Below are 16,770 nucleotides of genomic sequence, written 5' to 3'. Positions count from 1 at the left end.
ATAGTGGTGATTTTGATCACCTGTGATCTCTATCGTTAATTTTATTGCTAAAATTATTGAACAAGGTTTGTTGTGAGTCGCTTCTCATTATTATGACAAATATATAATAGATGAGTTTTTACCGCTAAAAAATAGCTAAATACAGACTAATTATTGTGTTTATTAAGCGCTTTTTTTGAATCGTGAATTTGGTTGTGATGAAAAAAAAGCCCGCAATTATTACGGGCTTTTAGGTTGAATTATGATGGTAAATATTAATTGCTGGATATTAGCATTTGTAGTCTATCTTTAATTCTAACCAGTTTGTCACGTTGGTCATTGTATTGTTCACAATGTTCTAAAATGTACTCTAAAGTACTAATTACGGTTCTCCAGCGTGGTGTTTTTGGCAGAGTTTCTACTCGTAAGTATTTATCAAGTGTACGTGTTTGTAGTGTGCTTCTATCTAAATACACTCGCCATAATCCACTCTCTTCTGCGAGAGTGTATTTGGTTTGCCCTGTAGACTCTTCCCAATAAGAAAGGCCTGAGATCATGCCGTCAACAATGAGTTCTCGCATGATAGTGCCTTTGTCTTCTTTATTTTCATTGGCCTTAGTGGCTAGTTGAGCAATATCCCCACCAACTAGCGATAGCGAGTTTAGCTTTTGTTTATCGCCTTCGAATGCAAATGCAGATAGTGCTTCTACTGCACTTTCTAAGTCATGAATTCGTTGTTCGCTTGCCTCGTGTTTATGGCTAACCACAAGAATAAGGGATAGCCCGGACTCTGCAGGAAGATGTAATAAATCAGCGTTTATTTGTGTTATTTCGCCATCAATATAAACATCAATATTGCCACGGTGGTTTTGTTTACTTTCAATAAGGCTACGTTTAGCTATTAGCTCATCAATAGAATAACGTGAAAGTTGTTCTTCTGTTCTTTGAAATAGTTTTGCAGCAGAGTTATTTACATACTTAATTTTTCCATCACTCTTTGCGCATATAATGGCTTCTTGTGCATGATTAAGTTGCTCTAATATATGAGCCTGTGTCTCAAGTAAACTGGCTTCTACTTTTTCTCTATGGCGAATTTCCTGCTGTAGGCGATCATTTTCACTTAAGAATAATTCAGCCTTACTTGCTTTAAGGTGCGCTTTTATTCGAGCTGCTAGCTCTTGTTTATTAAAAGGCTTACTTAAATAGTCGTTAGCGCCTGACTCAAAACCTCGAATTCTATCTTGAGTTTGATTTAAGGCTGTTAACATAATAATAGGTAGTTCAGAGTGGCTATAAGTCTCTCTTAGTGATTGGCATACTTCATAGCCGCTCATTCCTGGCATCATGACATCAAGCAATAATAATTCAGGCTTTTCTTCTTCAAATACTTTTAATGTTTCAGGTCCATCATTAGCCACTTTCACTCGGTACCCTTCAAGTTTTAAGAAACTAGTAAGTACTTGTAGATTGACGGGCTCATCATCCGCAACTAATAAAAGTGGGCCCTCAGGGTTTTCTGGTAATTCCTCATCAATCTCATCTAAATTATATTCAAGTTTTTCAGGTGTTTGATAGTGAGTAATACCTTCTTGAGCAAGCAATTTGTGTTGTTGAATTTGTTCTTTAGTTGCAAGAGGAAGGGTAAAGCTAAATGTCGCTCCTACCATTGGTTGGCTACTTACATATAAAGAGCCACCCATTAATTCAATTAATTGTCGACTGATTGATAAACCAAGACCTGAGCCTTGACGGTAGCGGTTTGAATCATGGCCTGCCTGAATTAATGGTTCGAAAATATGTTCTAATTCATCTGCGGGGATTCCATGTCCTGTATCGACAACTTGTACTCGTAAGAATTGGTCCACAACACTTGCAGATATGACAATTTTACCTTCTGAGGTGTATTTAATTGCGTTACCAATAAGGTTATAGAGAACTTGTTCAAGACGCTGCTCATCCACATAAACGGCAGGAAGAGATTTATCTACTTGGTTAATAATACGAATAGATTTATTTCCAAGGAGATGCTGTGATAATTCAAGAACTAAGCTGGTTGCTGAGGATAAATCAGTAACATGCTTATTTATATCAAGGTTACCATGACGCATTTTATGGTAATCAAGTAAATCGTTAACTAGGCTTGTTAATCGTTGGCCACTGTTAATAATGATCTCTAATTGATGGCGGTGAGATGCCGATATTGGGCCGTTGGCTCCTGTATATAAGGCTTCTGCGATGCCAACCATTCCATGTAATGGTGTTCTTAACTCATGTGATGTGGTTGCTAAGAATTCATCCTTTAATTTATCAGCGGCTTCCAATTCGCTATTCTTTAATTGAATGGTTGCTAAGTTAGCTTCAAGCGCTTCATTTTGATCTTTAATTAGTTGGATTTTTTCTCTTATTGAGCGTTGCATTCGTGCAAAACTAACCGCTAAGCGACCTATCTCATCTTTTCTATCCGTGCTGATCATCTCTTGATCAAGATCACCTGCAGATACTCGTTCTGCCGCCCATGTTAAACGTAAAAGTGGTGCTGTAATTGAGTTAGATAAGAAATGCGAAGCAATAACAACACAGACAATGGCTATTATCATTGCAATAACAAAGATTTGCTCAAGTTGTTGAATGCGAGCAAAAGCCTCCTTTTCTGGCAGTTCAAGTGATAGCCCCCATAAATGTCCATCAACATTAATAGAAGTAAATGCGGCAAGTACTTTTTCTCCGTGCTTATCAACAAAGCTACCGACGCTTGATTCACCAGATAGCGCCAATTTCATATTTTCAGAGAGATTTTTTTCAATGTCTTCATTACTGATACGGGAATAAGAGTCTTGGCCTACAAAGTAGGTTTTGATGGAACTCGTATTGGTATTACCTCCAATCAATTCAATTAGACCAGTGTTTGGTAATTTGAATAGGGCAAAACTATGTAAGTAACCCTGTTGTACTATTGGAGCGGCAAACCATGCTACTGTTTCGTTATTTATGGTATTGAAATCAGAAAAAATGATAGGAATATTATCTTCACTTTCAGGCTTTTTCATCAATGTTCTGATTTTTTTATATGTATCCGCTAATGTGCTGTCTTTGTACTTACCTGTTAATAAATTTGTACCGTAATTGTCTTCTTTGGCTTTGGAATACACGACGTTGCCATTAATATCAACTAATAGAACATCACTAAAGTCGGAACGTTTTAAGAGTTCTAAATATGCCCAATGATAACGTTTATGTAGAAGGCGATAGCGTTCACTACCAATATAAGAGTCTGATTCGGGAAGGACGCTGGTTCTAATTTTATCACCAGAGCCTGTGATATATCGCAGTTGCGCATTTTTACGTGCGTCTTCTATGGATATACCTAAGTGTGGAAACGCACTAACTAAACCATAAAATCGACCACCACTTGCATTAGCTAGCTCAGAACGAGCAAACCCTAATACTTCGGACTTACGCCCTTTAAAGTAGTTTGTAATTTGTTGTTCTTTGTTATCTCGTAATGACACAAGATGCGCGGTACTTTGTGTTGCAAGATCTTGGCTGTGAGAGTGAAGAAAGAAAATTGCAATAAGTGACAATGGCGTTATGCTTAAAACAAGAAACGCAATCATCAACGTATTTTGTAGACGTTTAAAGTGTTGTTTTTTATCCATTTGAAGGCCTAGTCCACACTGTTATCCATTCAGCGAAATTGACATATTTAACGTGTCAGTAAGTTTTATTGAGTTTGATTTTAACGAGAAACTCTGCTGCTTCTTATACTTAATTCATGTTAAAAATCAAGCAGCAGAGTAATAAAGTGCGGCGGGAGGCAAGAATTATTTTTGAGCTGAATAGATCTTAAATTTGTTATTTTTAGCTAACGTTAAACACTCACCAAAGGCTTTTTCAATGATTGGTGGGTACTGTAAAAAACTATTGGCTACTAAAATTAATTGCCCTTCATGAGTTAGATTTTGTGGTGCTTTTTCTAATAGTTCTTCTGTTGAAGAGTAATGTGTTTTTAGACCTGCATGGAAAGGAGGATTACTGACAATAAATTGGTAATTCTCTTTAGTATCAGAATACACATCACTCGCAAATACATTACCTTCAAGGTTATTGGCTTTTAATGTTTCAATAGAAGAGGCTATAGCAAGTGCACTGATATCAACCATATCTAAGTGAATTTTAGGGTTGATTGTTTTCATTACCGAACCAATAACACCAGCCCCACACCCAAAATCAAGTACATGGCCTCGTAGTGCTGGTAAAGTTTGTAGTAAAAGCTCAGAACCTTTATCAAATTCGCCATGGCTGAATACACCAGGTAAGCTTCTTACTTCGATAGTGTGGTTTTCAAATTCAACTTGGTATTCTTTAAACCAATCTTGCTGATTGAATGCTGGCACTTCTTCAGTGCACTGACCCCAATAAAAGCTACAACGACGAGCTGAATCAAATTTATTTATCGGGCCAAAATCAGCAAACATTTTTTCAATGCTTTTTACGCCGCTTCGATTTTCACCAACAACAACAATTTCGGTGTTTTTGCCAAGTTTTGCTAGCAGCATTGTTAGTAAGTACTCAGCTTCTGCTTTCGCTTTAGGCCAGTAGAGTAAGATCATATCGGCATTGATTGTTTCTGTTAATTCAGAACCAAAATAGCAGTGAATAGGATCATGATCAGCAAATTGCTTGTAGTATGAATAGTTGGTCGTGAAAATTGAGGTCGATTTACAATGCTTTGCTAGCTCAAAAGGAAAGTCATCGATTAACTCACCAGCAATGAGAACATGCTTGCCTTCAAAATAAGCAAGTTGGCGTTGAGTAATTTGACTTGGTGCAGAGTAAGACATTATGGCCTCGAAATAATATAAAAACTGGCAGGATTGTCCCACAAAGTGATAGGAAGGAAAAGAAAAGGCCACTGAAGATGATGAAAAATCAGTGGCCTTAAATGGTTTTAAATTGGTTTAGTTCTTATCTTGTTGATCTAAAAAAGTCTTAAATTCAGTTTCGTACATATTAAATAAAACCAATGTTAGAGCAAAAATGATTGGACCATAAATTAATCCAATTAAACCATAAAGCTGTATGCCGCCTAATAATGAGAAGAAAATCAGTAAGGTATTCATACCAGAGTTTCCTTGCATTAAGAGTGGTCGTACGATGTTATCGATAGAACCTACAACTAATACACCCCATGCTGTTAAGAAGATAGCCCATTCCCATTGATTAGTAAGTAATAGATAAATGGTTGCCGGAACCCAAATTAAAGCGGTTCCTACAACTGGAATAAAAGAAGCAAACCCCATCATTGTTCCCCAAAATAGACCTGGGAAACCTGCAAGCCACATAGCAAAACCACCGGCAATACCCTGTGCTATTGCTGTCAAAAATGAACCAAGAACAGCTGATTTCGATACTTGTTCAATTTCATCTAATAAACGATCTTCTTGGCTGCGTGAAAGAGGCAATACATGGCGAAATGCTGAGATGATTTTGTCTTGGTCACGAAGTAAAAAGAACAAAACAAATAACATTAAAAAGAAGTTCATTAGAACATTAGTTACATCACCAACAATTTGAGCGCTCATTCCAACAATTCGAGTACCTATCTGCGATGCGAGTTGCGCTACTTTTTGAGTGACCTCTGCAGGGTCTATGGCATCAAAAGGCAGGTATTTATTAATAAAAGATAATGCTTTTGCGACAAACGGGTGTTGGAATAAAGTTTGTATTCCACCATCAATAACCCAGTGGTAAGCGTCTTTTGAGAATGTTGCACCTTGTTGAACAATAGCAATAAAAACAAAGAATAGAGGAATAGCGATAATAAAAGTTAATGCCATACAAGAAAGTATTGCTGCACTATTTGGGCTGTTAGGGAGTCGATCACTGATTTTATTATGTAAAGGCGCAAATAATAACGACATAATAAAAGCAAGAATGATTGGGTTTAAGTAGGGTTCAATTAAAAGGAAGCATGCGTAACCAGCAGCAAGCAAAGCAGCAATTAAAACCCAATGACTGGAGTTCAGTTTATTGAAATGAGACACATTATTCCCTTATGATGCGATTGTCGGTTTATAAAATTAAGATGATAGCAATTTAGATAGTTATATAGCTAGTTGATCATCATAGCAAGATTAATGGAGAGTAACGATGGGCTGTTGTGATAAAGAGACATGCACGGTAAGTAAGAAAAAAAGTTTTCCAATTATTCCTGTGATAGTTATCGGGTTATTGGTGGCCGTTGTGTATTTTTGGCAATAACTACTAATTAAGTATTATCACTTTTTCATGTGGAGTGATTAAACTGTTACTGAGTTATTATGGCTATATTATATGAAAAAAGGCTCTCAATAATGAAAGCCTTTATCTCATTAAAATAGATCTTATTTAGCTTCAGAAGCAATGATAGCGAAACACTGATCAGCTGCTTCTAATGTAGCTTCAATTTCTTTTGGCCCATGAGCCAAAGAAGTGAAACTTGCTTCAAATGCAGAAGGTGCTAGGTATACCCCTTTCTTTAGCATTAGGTGGAAGAAGCGTTTAAATCTTTCAATATCACACTTAGCAACATCAGCGTAGCTAGTTACTGTTTCTTGATCGGTAAAGAAGAAACCGAACATACCACCAACTTGGTTCACAACCATTGGGATACCGTGTTTATTAGCTAACTCTTTAAAACCATTAGCTAGATGTTTCGTTGTATCTGCAAGGCGTTTTTCATTGCCTTCTTCAGTTAATACTTTTAAACATGCAAAACCAGCAGCCATCGCTACAGGGTTACCAGAAAGTGTGCCAGCTTGGTAAACCGGGCCAGTAGGTGCAATGTATTGCATTACATCTTTACGACCACCAAATGCACCAACAGGCATACCACCGCCGATTACTTTACCTAATGTTGTTAGATCTGGTTTGATGTTGTAGTACCCTTGAGCACAGTTTTCAGCCACGCGGAAACCTGTCATTACTTCATCAAAAATTAATAGAGCACCTTCTTCATCACAAATTTGACGAAGTCCTTCGTGGAACCCTTCTACTGGTGGAATACAGTTCATGTTACCTGCAACTGGCTCTACGATAATACAAGCGATTTCGCCTTTATTTGCAGCGAATAGTTCACGAACAGAATCTAAATCATTAAATGTTGCTGTTAATGTGTATTTAGCAAAATCAGCAGGAACACCTGGAGAACTTGGTTGACCCAGAGTTAATGCGCCAGAGCCGGCTTTAACAAGTAAGCTATCGGCATGACCATGGTAACAACCTTCAAACTTCATGATTTTATCACGACCAGTGTAACCACGAGCAAGGCGAATTGCGCTCATTGTTGCTTCTGTACCAGAACTAACCATACGAACTTGCTCCATAGATGGAACGAGCTCAGAAACGAATTCAGCCATAGTAATTTCAGTTTCAGTTGGTGCACCAAAACTTAAACCACGTTGTGCTGCAGAGATAACTGCTTCGCGAATTGCAGCATGGTTATGACCAAGGATCATTGGACCCCAAGAACCAACATAATCAATATAAGCTTTGCCATCGGCATCAAAAATTAAAGGGCCATCGGCACGCTCAACGAAAATTGGTGAGCCACCAACGCCAGCAAAAGCACGAACAGGAGAGTTTACACCGCCAGGGATTTTATCTTGCGCTTTTGCAAATAGTTCTGCTGATTTGGTCATTACTTATATCCTCATAGTAATTAATTTGGACCAGTTGGGCGCTATTGTACCTAAAAAAGCTTGAGTTGATCGTATTAATCCCCATCTAATAGTAAAATAGTACTGATAAATGCGATCTTCATTTTATGAGAACGCAGAGAAGAGCGATTGAATACTTGAATGAAACAGTCAGGTATTAGATAATCGCCTATAAAATAGAATTGGAAACCAATCCTGAGAGGTTTAAATGAGTGATGTATCTGTGCCGTTAACGTTTTCTGATGTTGCAGCAGCAAAAGTAAAAACGTTAATTGCAGAAGAAGAAAACCCAAATCTAAAGCTACGAGTTTATATTACTGGTGGTGGTTGTAGTGGTTTCCAATACGGCTTTACGTTTGATGAAGACGTAAATGAAGGTGATATGACAATTGAAAACGATGGCGTTACATTAGTTGTTGATCCAATGAGCTTACAATATTTGATTGGCGGTAAAGTTGATTATACCGAAGGTTTAGAAGGTTCACGTTTCTTCATTGATAACCCAAATGCAACGACAACGTGTGGTTGTGGTGCATCATTCAGTGTATAAGCCCTGAATATTTTAAGGTAAGTAGAGGAGTTTACTTACCTTTTATATTCTAAAAAAATCATAATTTTTGAGTAACAGTAAGTTCAGATGTATTACTGTTAGTTCCTATCTCCTAAGCGCTAAGGATTGTTGCTATGGGTAAATTTACATCTGTTTTTTTTTCTTATCTTATCCATAGACCTTGGATTATCTCTTCTTTTTTATTCTTAAGTTTGTTTTTATGGGTCATGAGTGGACCTTCAAATGCTGAAGAATCATCAACAGAAACAGAGAACTCGCCTCTTACCATACCATTAGCTAACGTGGTTGTTGAACGTTTTGAATCTATCCCTACTCATAAATCCATTTCTTTGTATGGACGAACTAGTCCTGATAAACAAGCCATATTAGGAGCTCAAGTTGCAGCTCAGATTGAAGAACTGTTAGTAAATAAAGGCGTTAGAGTCAAAAAAGAGCAACCCATCGCTCGTTTGGATATGGCCGATCTTGATTTGCAATTAAGCCAAGCTAAAGCCATCTACTCAGTTCGAATGAAAGAGTTTAATGCAGCAAAAGAATTAAAACGTAAAGGCTTACAAGGAGAAGTTGCGTTTAGCCAGTCACAAGCCTCACTTGCTGAAGCAAAAGCAAGAGTTCGTAATGCTGAGTTGATATTAGAAAATACTACGATCACAGCACCATTTGATGGCATTGTTGAACATTTATTTATTGAAGTCGGTGACTTTGTTAGTCGCGGTGATCCTGTTGCTAAAGTAGTTGTTCTCGATCCACTGGTTATTGATGTTAATGTAAGTGAAAGACATATAAGTCAAATAACAAAACAACAAAAAGCAGATGTTAGTTTTATTAATGGCGCTTCAATTGAAGGTTATGTTCGTTATATTTCGAAAATATCATCCTCATCAACCAATACATTTTCAGTAGAAATTGAAATTCCCAATATTGGTGGAAAGATCCCAGCAGGTGTGAGTTCTGAAGTCGCTATTAATTTAGCGCTTCAACCAGCAATAAAAGTGACACCTGCAATGCTCGCATTAAATGAAAGTGGGGATTTAGGAGTAAAAACAGCGATAGAAGCTGAAGGACATAGTGAGACGGATCATAAAGTTAAGTTTGTTCCTATTCAGTTAGTTAAGGCTGAAGATGATGGTGTTTGGTTAACAGGACTTGGGAATGAAGTGGATATTATTACTGTTGGACAAGGATTTGTTCGTGATGGTGACTTCATTCATATTCAGCGTAAATAGGGACATTATATGCTAGCTATTATTAATGCGGCATTGGGTCGCTCTCGTACCATGTTGATGCTGTTGGTTTTATTACTTATTGCTGGTGTGTCGACGTATCTCGTTATACCAAAAGAATCAAATCCAGATATAACGATCCCTATTATTTATGTCTCTATGAGTCACCAAGGTATTTCTCCTGAAGATTCTGAGCGTTTGCTCGTGCGCCCAATGGAGCAAGAATTACGCTCTATTGAAGGGATAAAGGAAATGACTGCGGTTGCAGGGGAAGGACATGGTTCGGTGACATTAGAGTTTAGTGTTGGTGTCGATCTAGATAAAGCATTAACGGATGTGAGAGAGGCGGTTGATTTAGTTAAGCCAAACCTTCCAGAAGAGAGTGATGAGCCAACGGTTCATGAGGTTACATTAGCGGCTGAGCAAGCCGTATTATCCGTTGTTTTATATGGTACCGTCCCTGAGCGAACCGCGGTTCAAATTGCAAGAAAGCTGCAAGATAAACTCGAAAGTTACAAACAGATACTTGAAGTTGATATTGCGGGAGATAGGGAAGATGTGGTTGAAATTATTGTCGACCCTCTTTTACTTGAGAGTTATGGATTAGATCAGGCGGCCATCTATAATCTAATTGCATTAAATAATCGTGTCGTGGCTGCTGGTTTTGTTGATACAGGTTATGGCCGATTTTCAGTAAAAGTCCCTTCTGTTTTTGAATCGTTAAAAGATGTACTGGAGCTACCAATCAAAGTCGATGGAAAACAGGTAGTCACTTTTGGTGATATTGCGACGGTTCGTAAAGCATTTAGAGACCCTAATAGTTATGCGCGATTAAATGGTGAAAAAGCCATTGTTCTCGATATAAAAAAACGTTCAGGTGAAAATATCATTGAAACCGTTGAGATTGTAAAAGCGGTATTATCAGGGGCTCAGCAACTTGAGGATTGGCCAAATAATTTATTAGTTAAATACACGTGGGATGAATCTAAAGATGTAAAGATCATGCTTAATGATCTTCAGAATAATATTCTTTCTGCTATTTTATTGGTTGTTATCGTTATTATTGCAATTTTAGGAGCAAGAACTGCACTTTTAGTTGGAATATCAATTCCTGGCTCTTTTCTTACTGGTCTACTTTTACTTGCTGTTTCAGGGCTCACCATCAATATTGTCGTACTATTTTCATTAATTATGGCGGTAGGTATGTTAGTTGATGGCGCCATTGTTGTAACTGAATACGCTGATCGTCGAATGCAAGAGGGGGCACATCGTGTGGAAGCTTATAGAGAGGCTGCACAACGAATGGCATGGCCAATTATTGCATCAACCGCGACAACATTAGCGGCATTTGCTCCATTATTATTCTGGCCTGATATTACGGGAGAATTTATGAAGTATCTGCCATTAACTTTGATAGCGACGTTAAGTGCATCTTTAGTTATGGCTCTGCTATTTGTTCCCGTTCTAGGGAGTTTGTTTGGTAAACCGCAACAAGTCCTTCCTAAAAAAAGAGTGAAATTACAGGCGCTAAGTAGAGGTGACTATACTCAAGCAGAAGGGTTCACTAAGCTGTATTATCAAACGCTTTCATTTTCATTAAAGCACCCCTTTAAGATTTTATTATTAGCAATATCGCTTGCTGTTGGTATTGGGTTTACTTACGCAAAAGCGGGACTTGGTGTTGTTTTCTTTCCTGATGTCGATCCTCCATTTTTAACCGTAAAAGTTCGTTCTCATGGTGATCTTTCTATTGATGAGAAAGATAAAATTATGGTTCAGGTTCAAAACCAAATATTAGGAATGCAAGAGCTAGACAGTATTTATACTCGAACGGGTGGCGATGATGAAATAGGACGTATCCAGATTACTCCAATTGATTGGCAAAACAGAAGACCTGTAAAAGAGATAATTGAAGAGCTTCGAGTGAAAACGAAAGATATTGCAGGCGTCGAATTGGAGTTCAGTACACCAAATGCAGGGCCTCCTAGCGAGCATGATTTGATTGTCGAACTCAGTGCAAAAAATGGAGAACTGTTAAATCAATCCATCACTCAGGTGCGTAAGTGGGTGGATTCAAATGCAGCATTTACTAATGTCAGTGATACCTCTAATAAACAGGGTATTGATTGGAAAATTGATATTCGACGAGATGATGCTGCAAGGTTTGGTGCAGATGCTACATTAGTTGGTAATACCGTTCAGTTTGTCACTAATGGTTTAAAAATTGGTGACTATCTACCTGATGATAATGATGAACAGGTCGATATTCTTGTTCGTTTTCCTGAAGAACATCGAGATATCGGGCGGTTTGATGAGCTTAGAGTGAAGACGAATAATGGACTTGTTCCAATTACTAATTTTGCGCGCATTATTCCTACGCACAAACAAGATACTATTCACCGAATAGATGGACACCGAATTTTATCGGTAAAAGCCGACATGAGTGAAGGGTATAACCTGAGTATTGAGCTTCCTAAAGTTGAGGAGGCACTAAAAAATTTAGAATTACCTAAGGGCGTTGAATTTAAATTAAGAGGGCAAAATGAAGAGCAAAATAACTCAGCCGCATTTTTGCAGAATGCTTTTCTTGTAGCACTTGCTGTTATGGCAATTATTTTAGTTACTCAATTTAATAGTTTTTATCAGGCATTCTTAATCTTAAGTGCAGTTCTTTTTTCAACCGTAGGGGTGTTTGCTGGTTTACTTATTTTCCAGCGTCCGTTTGGAATTATTATGTCAGGCATTGGTGTGATTTCGTTAGCAGGAATCGTTGTTAATAATAATATTGTACTGATTGATACCTATAACACTTTACGTAAAGAAGGCATTGAAAAAGTAGATGCTATCTTGCGAACAGGCGTGCAGCGCTTACGTCCTGTTATGCTAACGACGGTAACAACCATTTTGGGATTGATGCCAATGGTGTTAGAGATGAATATTGATTTAGTTAATCAAAAAGTGGAGTTTGGTGCACCAAGTACTCAGTGGTGGTCACAATTAGCCACTGCTGTTGCTGGAGGATTAGCCTTTGCAACCGTTCTAACATTAGTACTGACACCTTGCTTGTTAATGCTTGGAAGAGATAAAAAAGTAAAAGAATTACTTGATTAAAAAAAAGCCCTAATTATCTCTAATTAGGGCTTTAATTTTAGTTATTCATGATTAATTACTGGATGATTACCAACAATAAACTGACTATATTGATCTAATTGTTTTAAGCGTTCTTTAGCCACAACTTCAAACTCTTTTTTGTCTTTACCTGTTAAGGATTTTGACTGTGGTAACGATACTGTTCGAGCATCTTTATGAACACCATTTACTAAGAATTCATAATGAAGATGTGGACCTGTTACTCGACCTGTTCCACCAAGAGTACCAATAGTTTCACCTTGCTTAACTCTTTGGCCTGAACGTACATAACGTTTAGTCATGTGTAGGTATTTCGTTATATAAGTATTGCTATGTCGAATAAATACATAATTACCATTAAATTGGTTATAACCGGCTTTATCTACTACACCATCACCGGCAGCCCAAATAGGAGTACCAACTGGTGCAACATAATCCGTTCCTCTATGGGCTTTTCTTTGTCCTGTTACTGGGTGCAGACGACGAGGATTAAAATTAGAGCTAACGTAACGAAAATTGATTGGTGAGCGTAAGAAAGCTTTTTTCATCGCTCGGCCATTTGGTTCGTAAAAGTTGCCGTTTTTATCGTTTCTTATGGCGGTGAAAGTATCGCCACGGTTAGTAAAAGAAGCGGCGATAATATTGCCTTTTCCAGCATATTCACCTTCAACATACTTCTCTTCATAAAGAACTTTAAAATTGTCACCTTCTCGAATATCTAAAGCAAAGTCGATATCCCATCCAAAAATACCTGCGAGCTCCATAATTTGATTAGGGTTCAGTCCCGCGCCAATTGAAGCATTCCAAAAGTTTGAAGTGATAGTTGCTTTGGTATAATTAAGCTGAGTTTCAATATCTTGTTTTTCAAACAAACCAATATAGCTGTCACCAACTTTACTAATACGGTAAGTTTCAAATTTACTGATAGGGCGTATAAGTTGAACGATGTCTTGATCTTGGTTAAAACCAAATTTTAATTTGTCACCAGGACGTAAGCGAGTGAGTTGGTTTTCAATCTCTTTATCGCTACTGGTGAGTTTTAGAAGTTGGCTGTATCCCAAACCGATGCGACTAAACAAAACAGAGGCACTTTCCCCTGATTTTACGGTATAGGTTTCCCAAGATAATTGCTGGTTTTGAGCGTTTTTTTCATGAGAAACAAGCGCTTCTTTTCTTATCTCAATTGGGTATGTTTGACCTACTGCTAATTTATAAAAACCTGAATCAGGGGCGACAGAGTCTGGGATTGTTGCAATAGCTACAACAATCCCTGCGCTGCAAAGACCAATCAGAATGCGATGGATTACAGGAATGCGAGTTAATTTAGATAATATCATTCGATTAGTTAGTAAAGAGTGAATAAAAATAACAACCTAGAAGTGTATCGTGTTTTGAAGTTAACTACTATGTGAGGAACTTGTAGTTTGGTCACCTTTTTATAAAAAAAAGTTCATTAATTTAAAGAAATAAATAAAAAATAGGCCAAGCATAAGATTTATAGCTATGGCCTATTAACAAATTATTTATTAAGAGCAAAGGTTGGTAATGATAAATGCCATCGAATAGCGGCTAATCTAATGATTAATGTAGCAGTGACACCGAGTAGCATTGCGGTCGAGCTTTGAACATTAAATTCAAGAGCTGAAGTATGAACAATACCACCAAGGATACAGGCAGTAGCATACACTTCACTTCTTAACACCATAGGGACTTCTCGAGCCAATACATCTCGAATAATACCGCCACCGCAACCAGTAATTACTCCCATAATGACGGCTACCATTGGGTCTGCGTTGTAATTAAGTGCTTTCTCTACACCAATGCCAACAAAGACAGCCAATCCAATAGCATCGGAAACTGGCAGTACATACCAAGGTAAGCGTTTGGGTTTTCTAATGATTAACATAGTTAAAATGCAAGTAATGAAAATGACCAATAAATAATTGGTATCGTTAATCCAGAAAACAGGGGTGGCACCTAAGGCCATATCTCTAATAGTGCCTCCGCCTATTGCGGTAACACTTGCTAAAACCGTGACGCCAAATGGGTCCATTTTTAACCGTCCAGCCAATAAAACTCCTGAAATGGCAAAAATGGCAGTACCAAACATATCAATTGTATAGATTAACATCTTGTCCTCTATGACTTACTGCATGATGTTGTAGAAAGAAGGTTATAAACCTTGTTTTAATATGACCATTATCGTGCTTTGAAGCATAAGCCAAATGGCTATTCTCCAGCTTAAAAAGCGATGAATTTGTGCTAAATGAATTGCTGATGGGGCTATTTTTCCACCTAGTTTTGCTCGGTTGATTTTCTTCCCTTGATAAATAACAGGTCCACCTAAAGAAAGCTCAAACTTTTTTCCAATAATAATAAGTAGCCCTGCATTATTTTTATTAGCCCAGCTTTTTTTCTGTAATTGTAACTGTTGAAAAGAATGACGAATATTTTTGCCAATGAAACAAAGGAGAGTGAAAAGCTTAAGTGGGAGAAAATCTAAAATATACTGAATACGTAGAGCCGTGATACCAAAAGGTCGAAATGAATCTCTAGATGGAGACCACGCTCTTGCTAATTCTAATGATAATCGATAAACAAAAGCGCCAATACCGCCAGCAATACCATACCAAAATAAGACCCCAATTACGGTTCTCGCATAAGCCAAAATAATCGTTTCACTTGATGCTTTACCTAACCCTAACAATGATAAAGGTTCAACATCTCTATTTACCCAATGTTTGAGGGTTTCTTTTGCTTTGCTTTTATCCTCTTTATTTAGGGCATGAATGGTCTCTTTGCATAGTTTTTCAACACCGCGCCATTCTAATGACAACAATAATAACCCAAGATTAAAAAGAGGAATGTTCCAAATAAGAGGCACTGCTGCAATATATACAATGATTACAGGAATAATCATCAATGCCCATGCAAGGGAGCCAGAAAGTAGTCGTTGCTGATAAGGGCGAGAGGTATTTACCTTTTCAGCTAGGATTAAAGCAAATTTATGCCAGAAAGACATTGGATGAAACTGAGCTGAAATAGGAATAATGAGGTGAAAAATTAAAGCCCCCCATAAAACTAGTAATGAGTAATCTGAAATAAAGAGAGTTAATTTATCTAGCATGAGGTGATTCTTTATATATAAAAGAAGATAAAATTGAGCCAGAGGAACTGGCTCAATAAAATAAGATTACTTTAATAAAGTAACCATGTTTAATACCATTTCTGATGAGCTTTGCGCTGCAAGAGGAAGGAATTCATCAAAACTCATTGGTGATTCTTTATCTGCTACATCAGAAATAGCGCGAACCACAACAAAAGGGGTATTGAATTGGTGACATGTTTGCGCGATAGCTGAGGCTTCCATTTCTACAGCAATTACTGAAGGGAAGTGAGTGCGGATAAACTCTTGGCGCTCAGGAGTACAAACAAAAACATCACCAGTACAAATTAATCCGCGAACAGCGTGCTTATTACTCATTTCAGTTAACGCTTGCTCAGCAGTTGTGATTAGCTTTTCGTCAGCAATAAATGCAGCTGGCTGTTGAGCCATTTGGCCCATTTCGTAACCAAAAGCAGTTACGTCAGCATCGTGGTGGCGAACCTCTGTTGAAATTACCACGTCACCAAGATTTAATGATGAATCAAAGCCACCAGCAGAACCTGTATTAAGAACCACATCAACATTATGTTCAGCAATAAGAAGAGTTGTTCCAACTGCTGCTGCAACTTTACCAATCCCTGATTGTAATAAAACAACGTCAGCGCCATTTAATGTACCAGTATAAAAAGTACAACCAGCTTTAGTTACTGTTGATAGACCTTCAATTTTGTCTTTAAGAATGGCAACTTCTTGTTCCATAGCGCCAATAATGCCAATTTTCATGTTTATATCTCAATAAAAGTTAGAGTGGTGGATGATTGTAACATAGGTATATAGTTCTTAGGAGATATGGAATTTGATGTTTATTCTTAAATAAATAAGAGTTTCTGTTTGTATTTTGAACGTTATGTTTATTTATTGTTCGGTTGGTTATTTTTTTAATAAAAATGCTTGCATCAAAATCTGATACGCCTATACTGCGCATCCACTGACACGGAGAGAGTGATTCGCATCACAATCTACTTTGTTAGTAAGCTCTTTAAAAATTAGAAACCTATTAATCTG

General features: G+C 37.5%; 11 protein-coding genes. 3 read left to right on the top strand and 8 right to left on the bottom strand.

The window, feature by feature from the left end; genetic code table 11:
• Nucleotides 1-254: 254 nt before the first annotated feature.
• The 4 genes from GNP81_RS18960 to hemL form a co-directional block, all read right to left on the bottom strand.
• Nucleotides 255-3,635, bottom strand: coding sequence for a hybrid sensor histidine kinase/response regulator (locus GNP81_RS18960; RefSeq protein ID WP_155674936.1), 3,381 nt, complete (start codon nucleotides 3,633-3,635; stop codon nucleotides 255-257).
• Nucleotides 3,636-3,800: 165 nt separating this feature from the next.
• Complete coding sequence (gene rsmC, locus GNP81_RS18955; RefSeq protein ID WP_155674937.1) at nucleotides 3,801-4,820, bottom strand: 16S rRNA (guanine(1207)-N(2))-methyltransferase RsmC; 1,020 nt, start codon at nucleotides 4,818-4,820, stop codon at nucleotides 3,801-3,803.
• A gap of 117 nt (nucleotides 4,821-4,937) precedes the next feature.
• Nucleotides 4,938-6,023 (bottom strand): AI-2E family transporter, encoded by a 1,086-nt coding sequence (locus GNP81_RS18950; RefSeq protein WP_012533785.1) that lies wholly within the window; start codon nucleotides 6,021-6,023, stop codon nucleotides 4,938-4,940.
• A gap of 339 nt (nucleotides 6,024-6,362) precedes the next feature.
• A complete protein-coding gene (gene hemL / locus GNP81_RS18945; RefSeq protein WP_155658483.1) occupies nucleotides 6,363-7,658 on the bottom strand; it encodes a glutamate-1-semialdehyde 2,1-aminomutase in 1,296 nt (431 codons plus the stop codon).
• 226 nt (nucleotides 7,659-7,884) lie between these two features.
• On the opposite strand from hemL, the gene erpA reads away from it, so the two are divergent.
• From erpA to GNP81_RS18930, 3 genes are all read left to right on the top strand, one after another.
• Nucleotides 7,885-8,226: an iron-sulfur cluster insertion protein ErpA gene (gene erpA, locus GNP81_RS18940; RefSeq protein ID WP_005420796.1), complete on the top strand. Its 342-nt coding sequence runs from the start codon at nucleotides 7,885-7,887 to the stop codon at nucleotides 8,224-8,226.
• A 134-nt stretch (nucleotides 8,227-8,360) separates the two neighbouring features.
• The gene (locus GNP81_RS18935) at nucleotides 8,361-9,473 is read left to right on the top strand and encodes an efflux RND transporter periplasmic adaptor subunit (protein WP_155658484.1); all 1,113 of its coding nucleotides are present in this window, start codon (nucleotides 8,361-8,363) and stop codon (nucleotides 9,471-9,473) included.
• 9 nt (nucleotides 9,474-9,482) lie between these two features.
• Complete coding sequence (locus GNP81_RS18930) at nucleotides 9,483-12,581, top strand: efflux RND transporter permease subunit (RefSeq protein WP_155658485.1); 3,099 nt, start codon at nucleotides 9,483-9,485, stop codon at nucleotides 12,579-12,581.
• A gap of 41 nt (nucleotides 12,582-12,622) precedes the next feature.
• Here the strand turns inward: GNP81_RS18930 and GNP81_RS18925 are convergent, their stop codons facing one another.
• The 4 genes from GNP81_RS18925 to mtnN all read right to left on the bottom strand — a co-directional run bounded on the left by GNP81_RS18925 (nucleotide 12,623) and on the right by mtnN (nucleotide 16,488).
• A complete protein-coding gene (locus tag GNP81_RS18925; protein ID WP_336495342.1) occupies nucleotides 12,623-13,933 on the bottom strand; it encodes a peptidoglycan DD-metalloendopeptidase family protein in 1,311 nt (436 codons plus the stop codon).
• A 185-nt stretch (nucleotides 13,934-14,118) separates the two neighbouring features.
• Nucleotides 14,119-14,730 (bottom strand): TRIC cation channel family protein, encoded by a 612-nt coding sequence (locus GNP81_RS18920; protein WP_012534152.1) that lies wholly within the window; start codon nucleotides 14,728-14,730, stop codon nucleotides 14,119-14,121.
• Nucleotides 14,731-14,772: 42 nt separating this feature from the next.
• The gene (locus GNP81_RS18915) at nucleotides 14,773-15,726 is read right to left on the bottom strand and encodes a cobalamin biosynthesis family protein (RefSeq protein ID WP_155658487.1); all 954 of its coding nucleotides are present in this window, start codon (nucleotides 15,724-15,726) and stop codon (nucleotides 14,773-14,775) included.
• 66 nt (nucleotides 15,727-15,792) lie between these two features.
• Nucleotides 15,793-16,488: a 5'-methylthioadenosine/S-adenosylhomocysteine nucleosidase gene (gene mtnN / locus GNP81_RS18910; RefSeq protein ID WP_155658488.1), complete on the bottom strand. Its 696-nt coding sequence runs from the start codon at nucleotides 16,486-16,488 to the stop codon at nucleotides 15,793-15,795.
• Nucleotides 16,489-16,770 lie beyond the last annotated feature (282 nt).

Origin of the sequence: Aliivibrio fischeri, assembly GCF_009727955.1 — a bacterium.
Lineage (GTDB): Bacteria > Pseudomonadota > Gammaproteobacteria > Enterobacterales > Vibrionaceae > Aliivibrio > Aliivibrio fischeri_A.
This window is presented reverse-complemented; position numbering and strand designations above follow the sequence as displayed.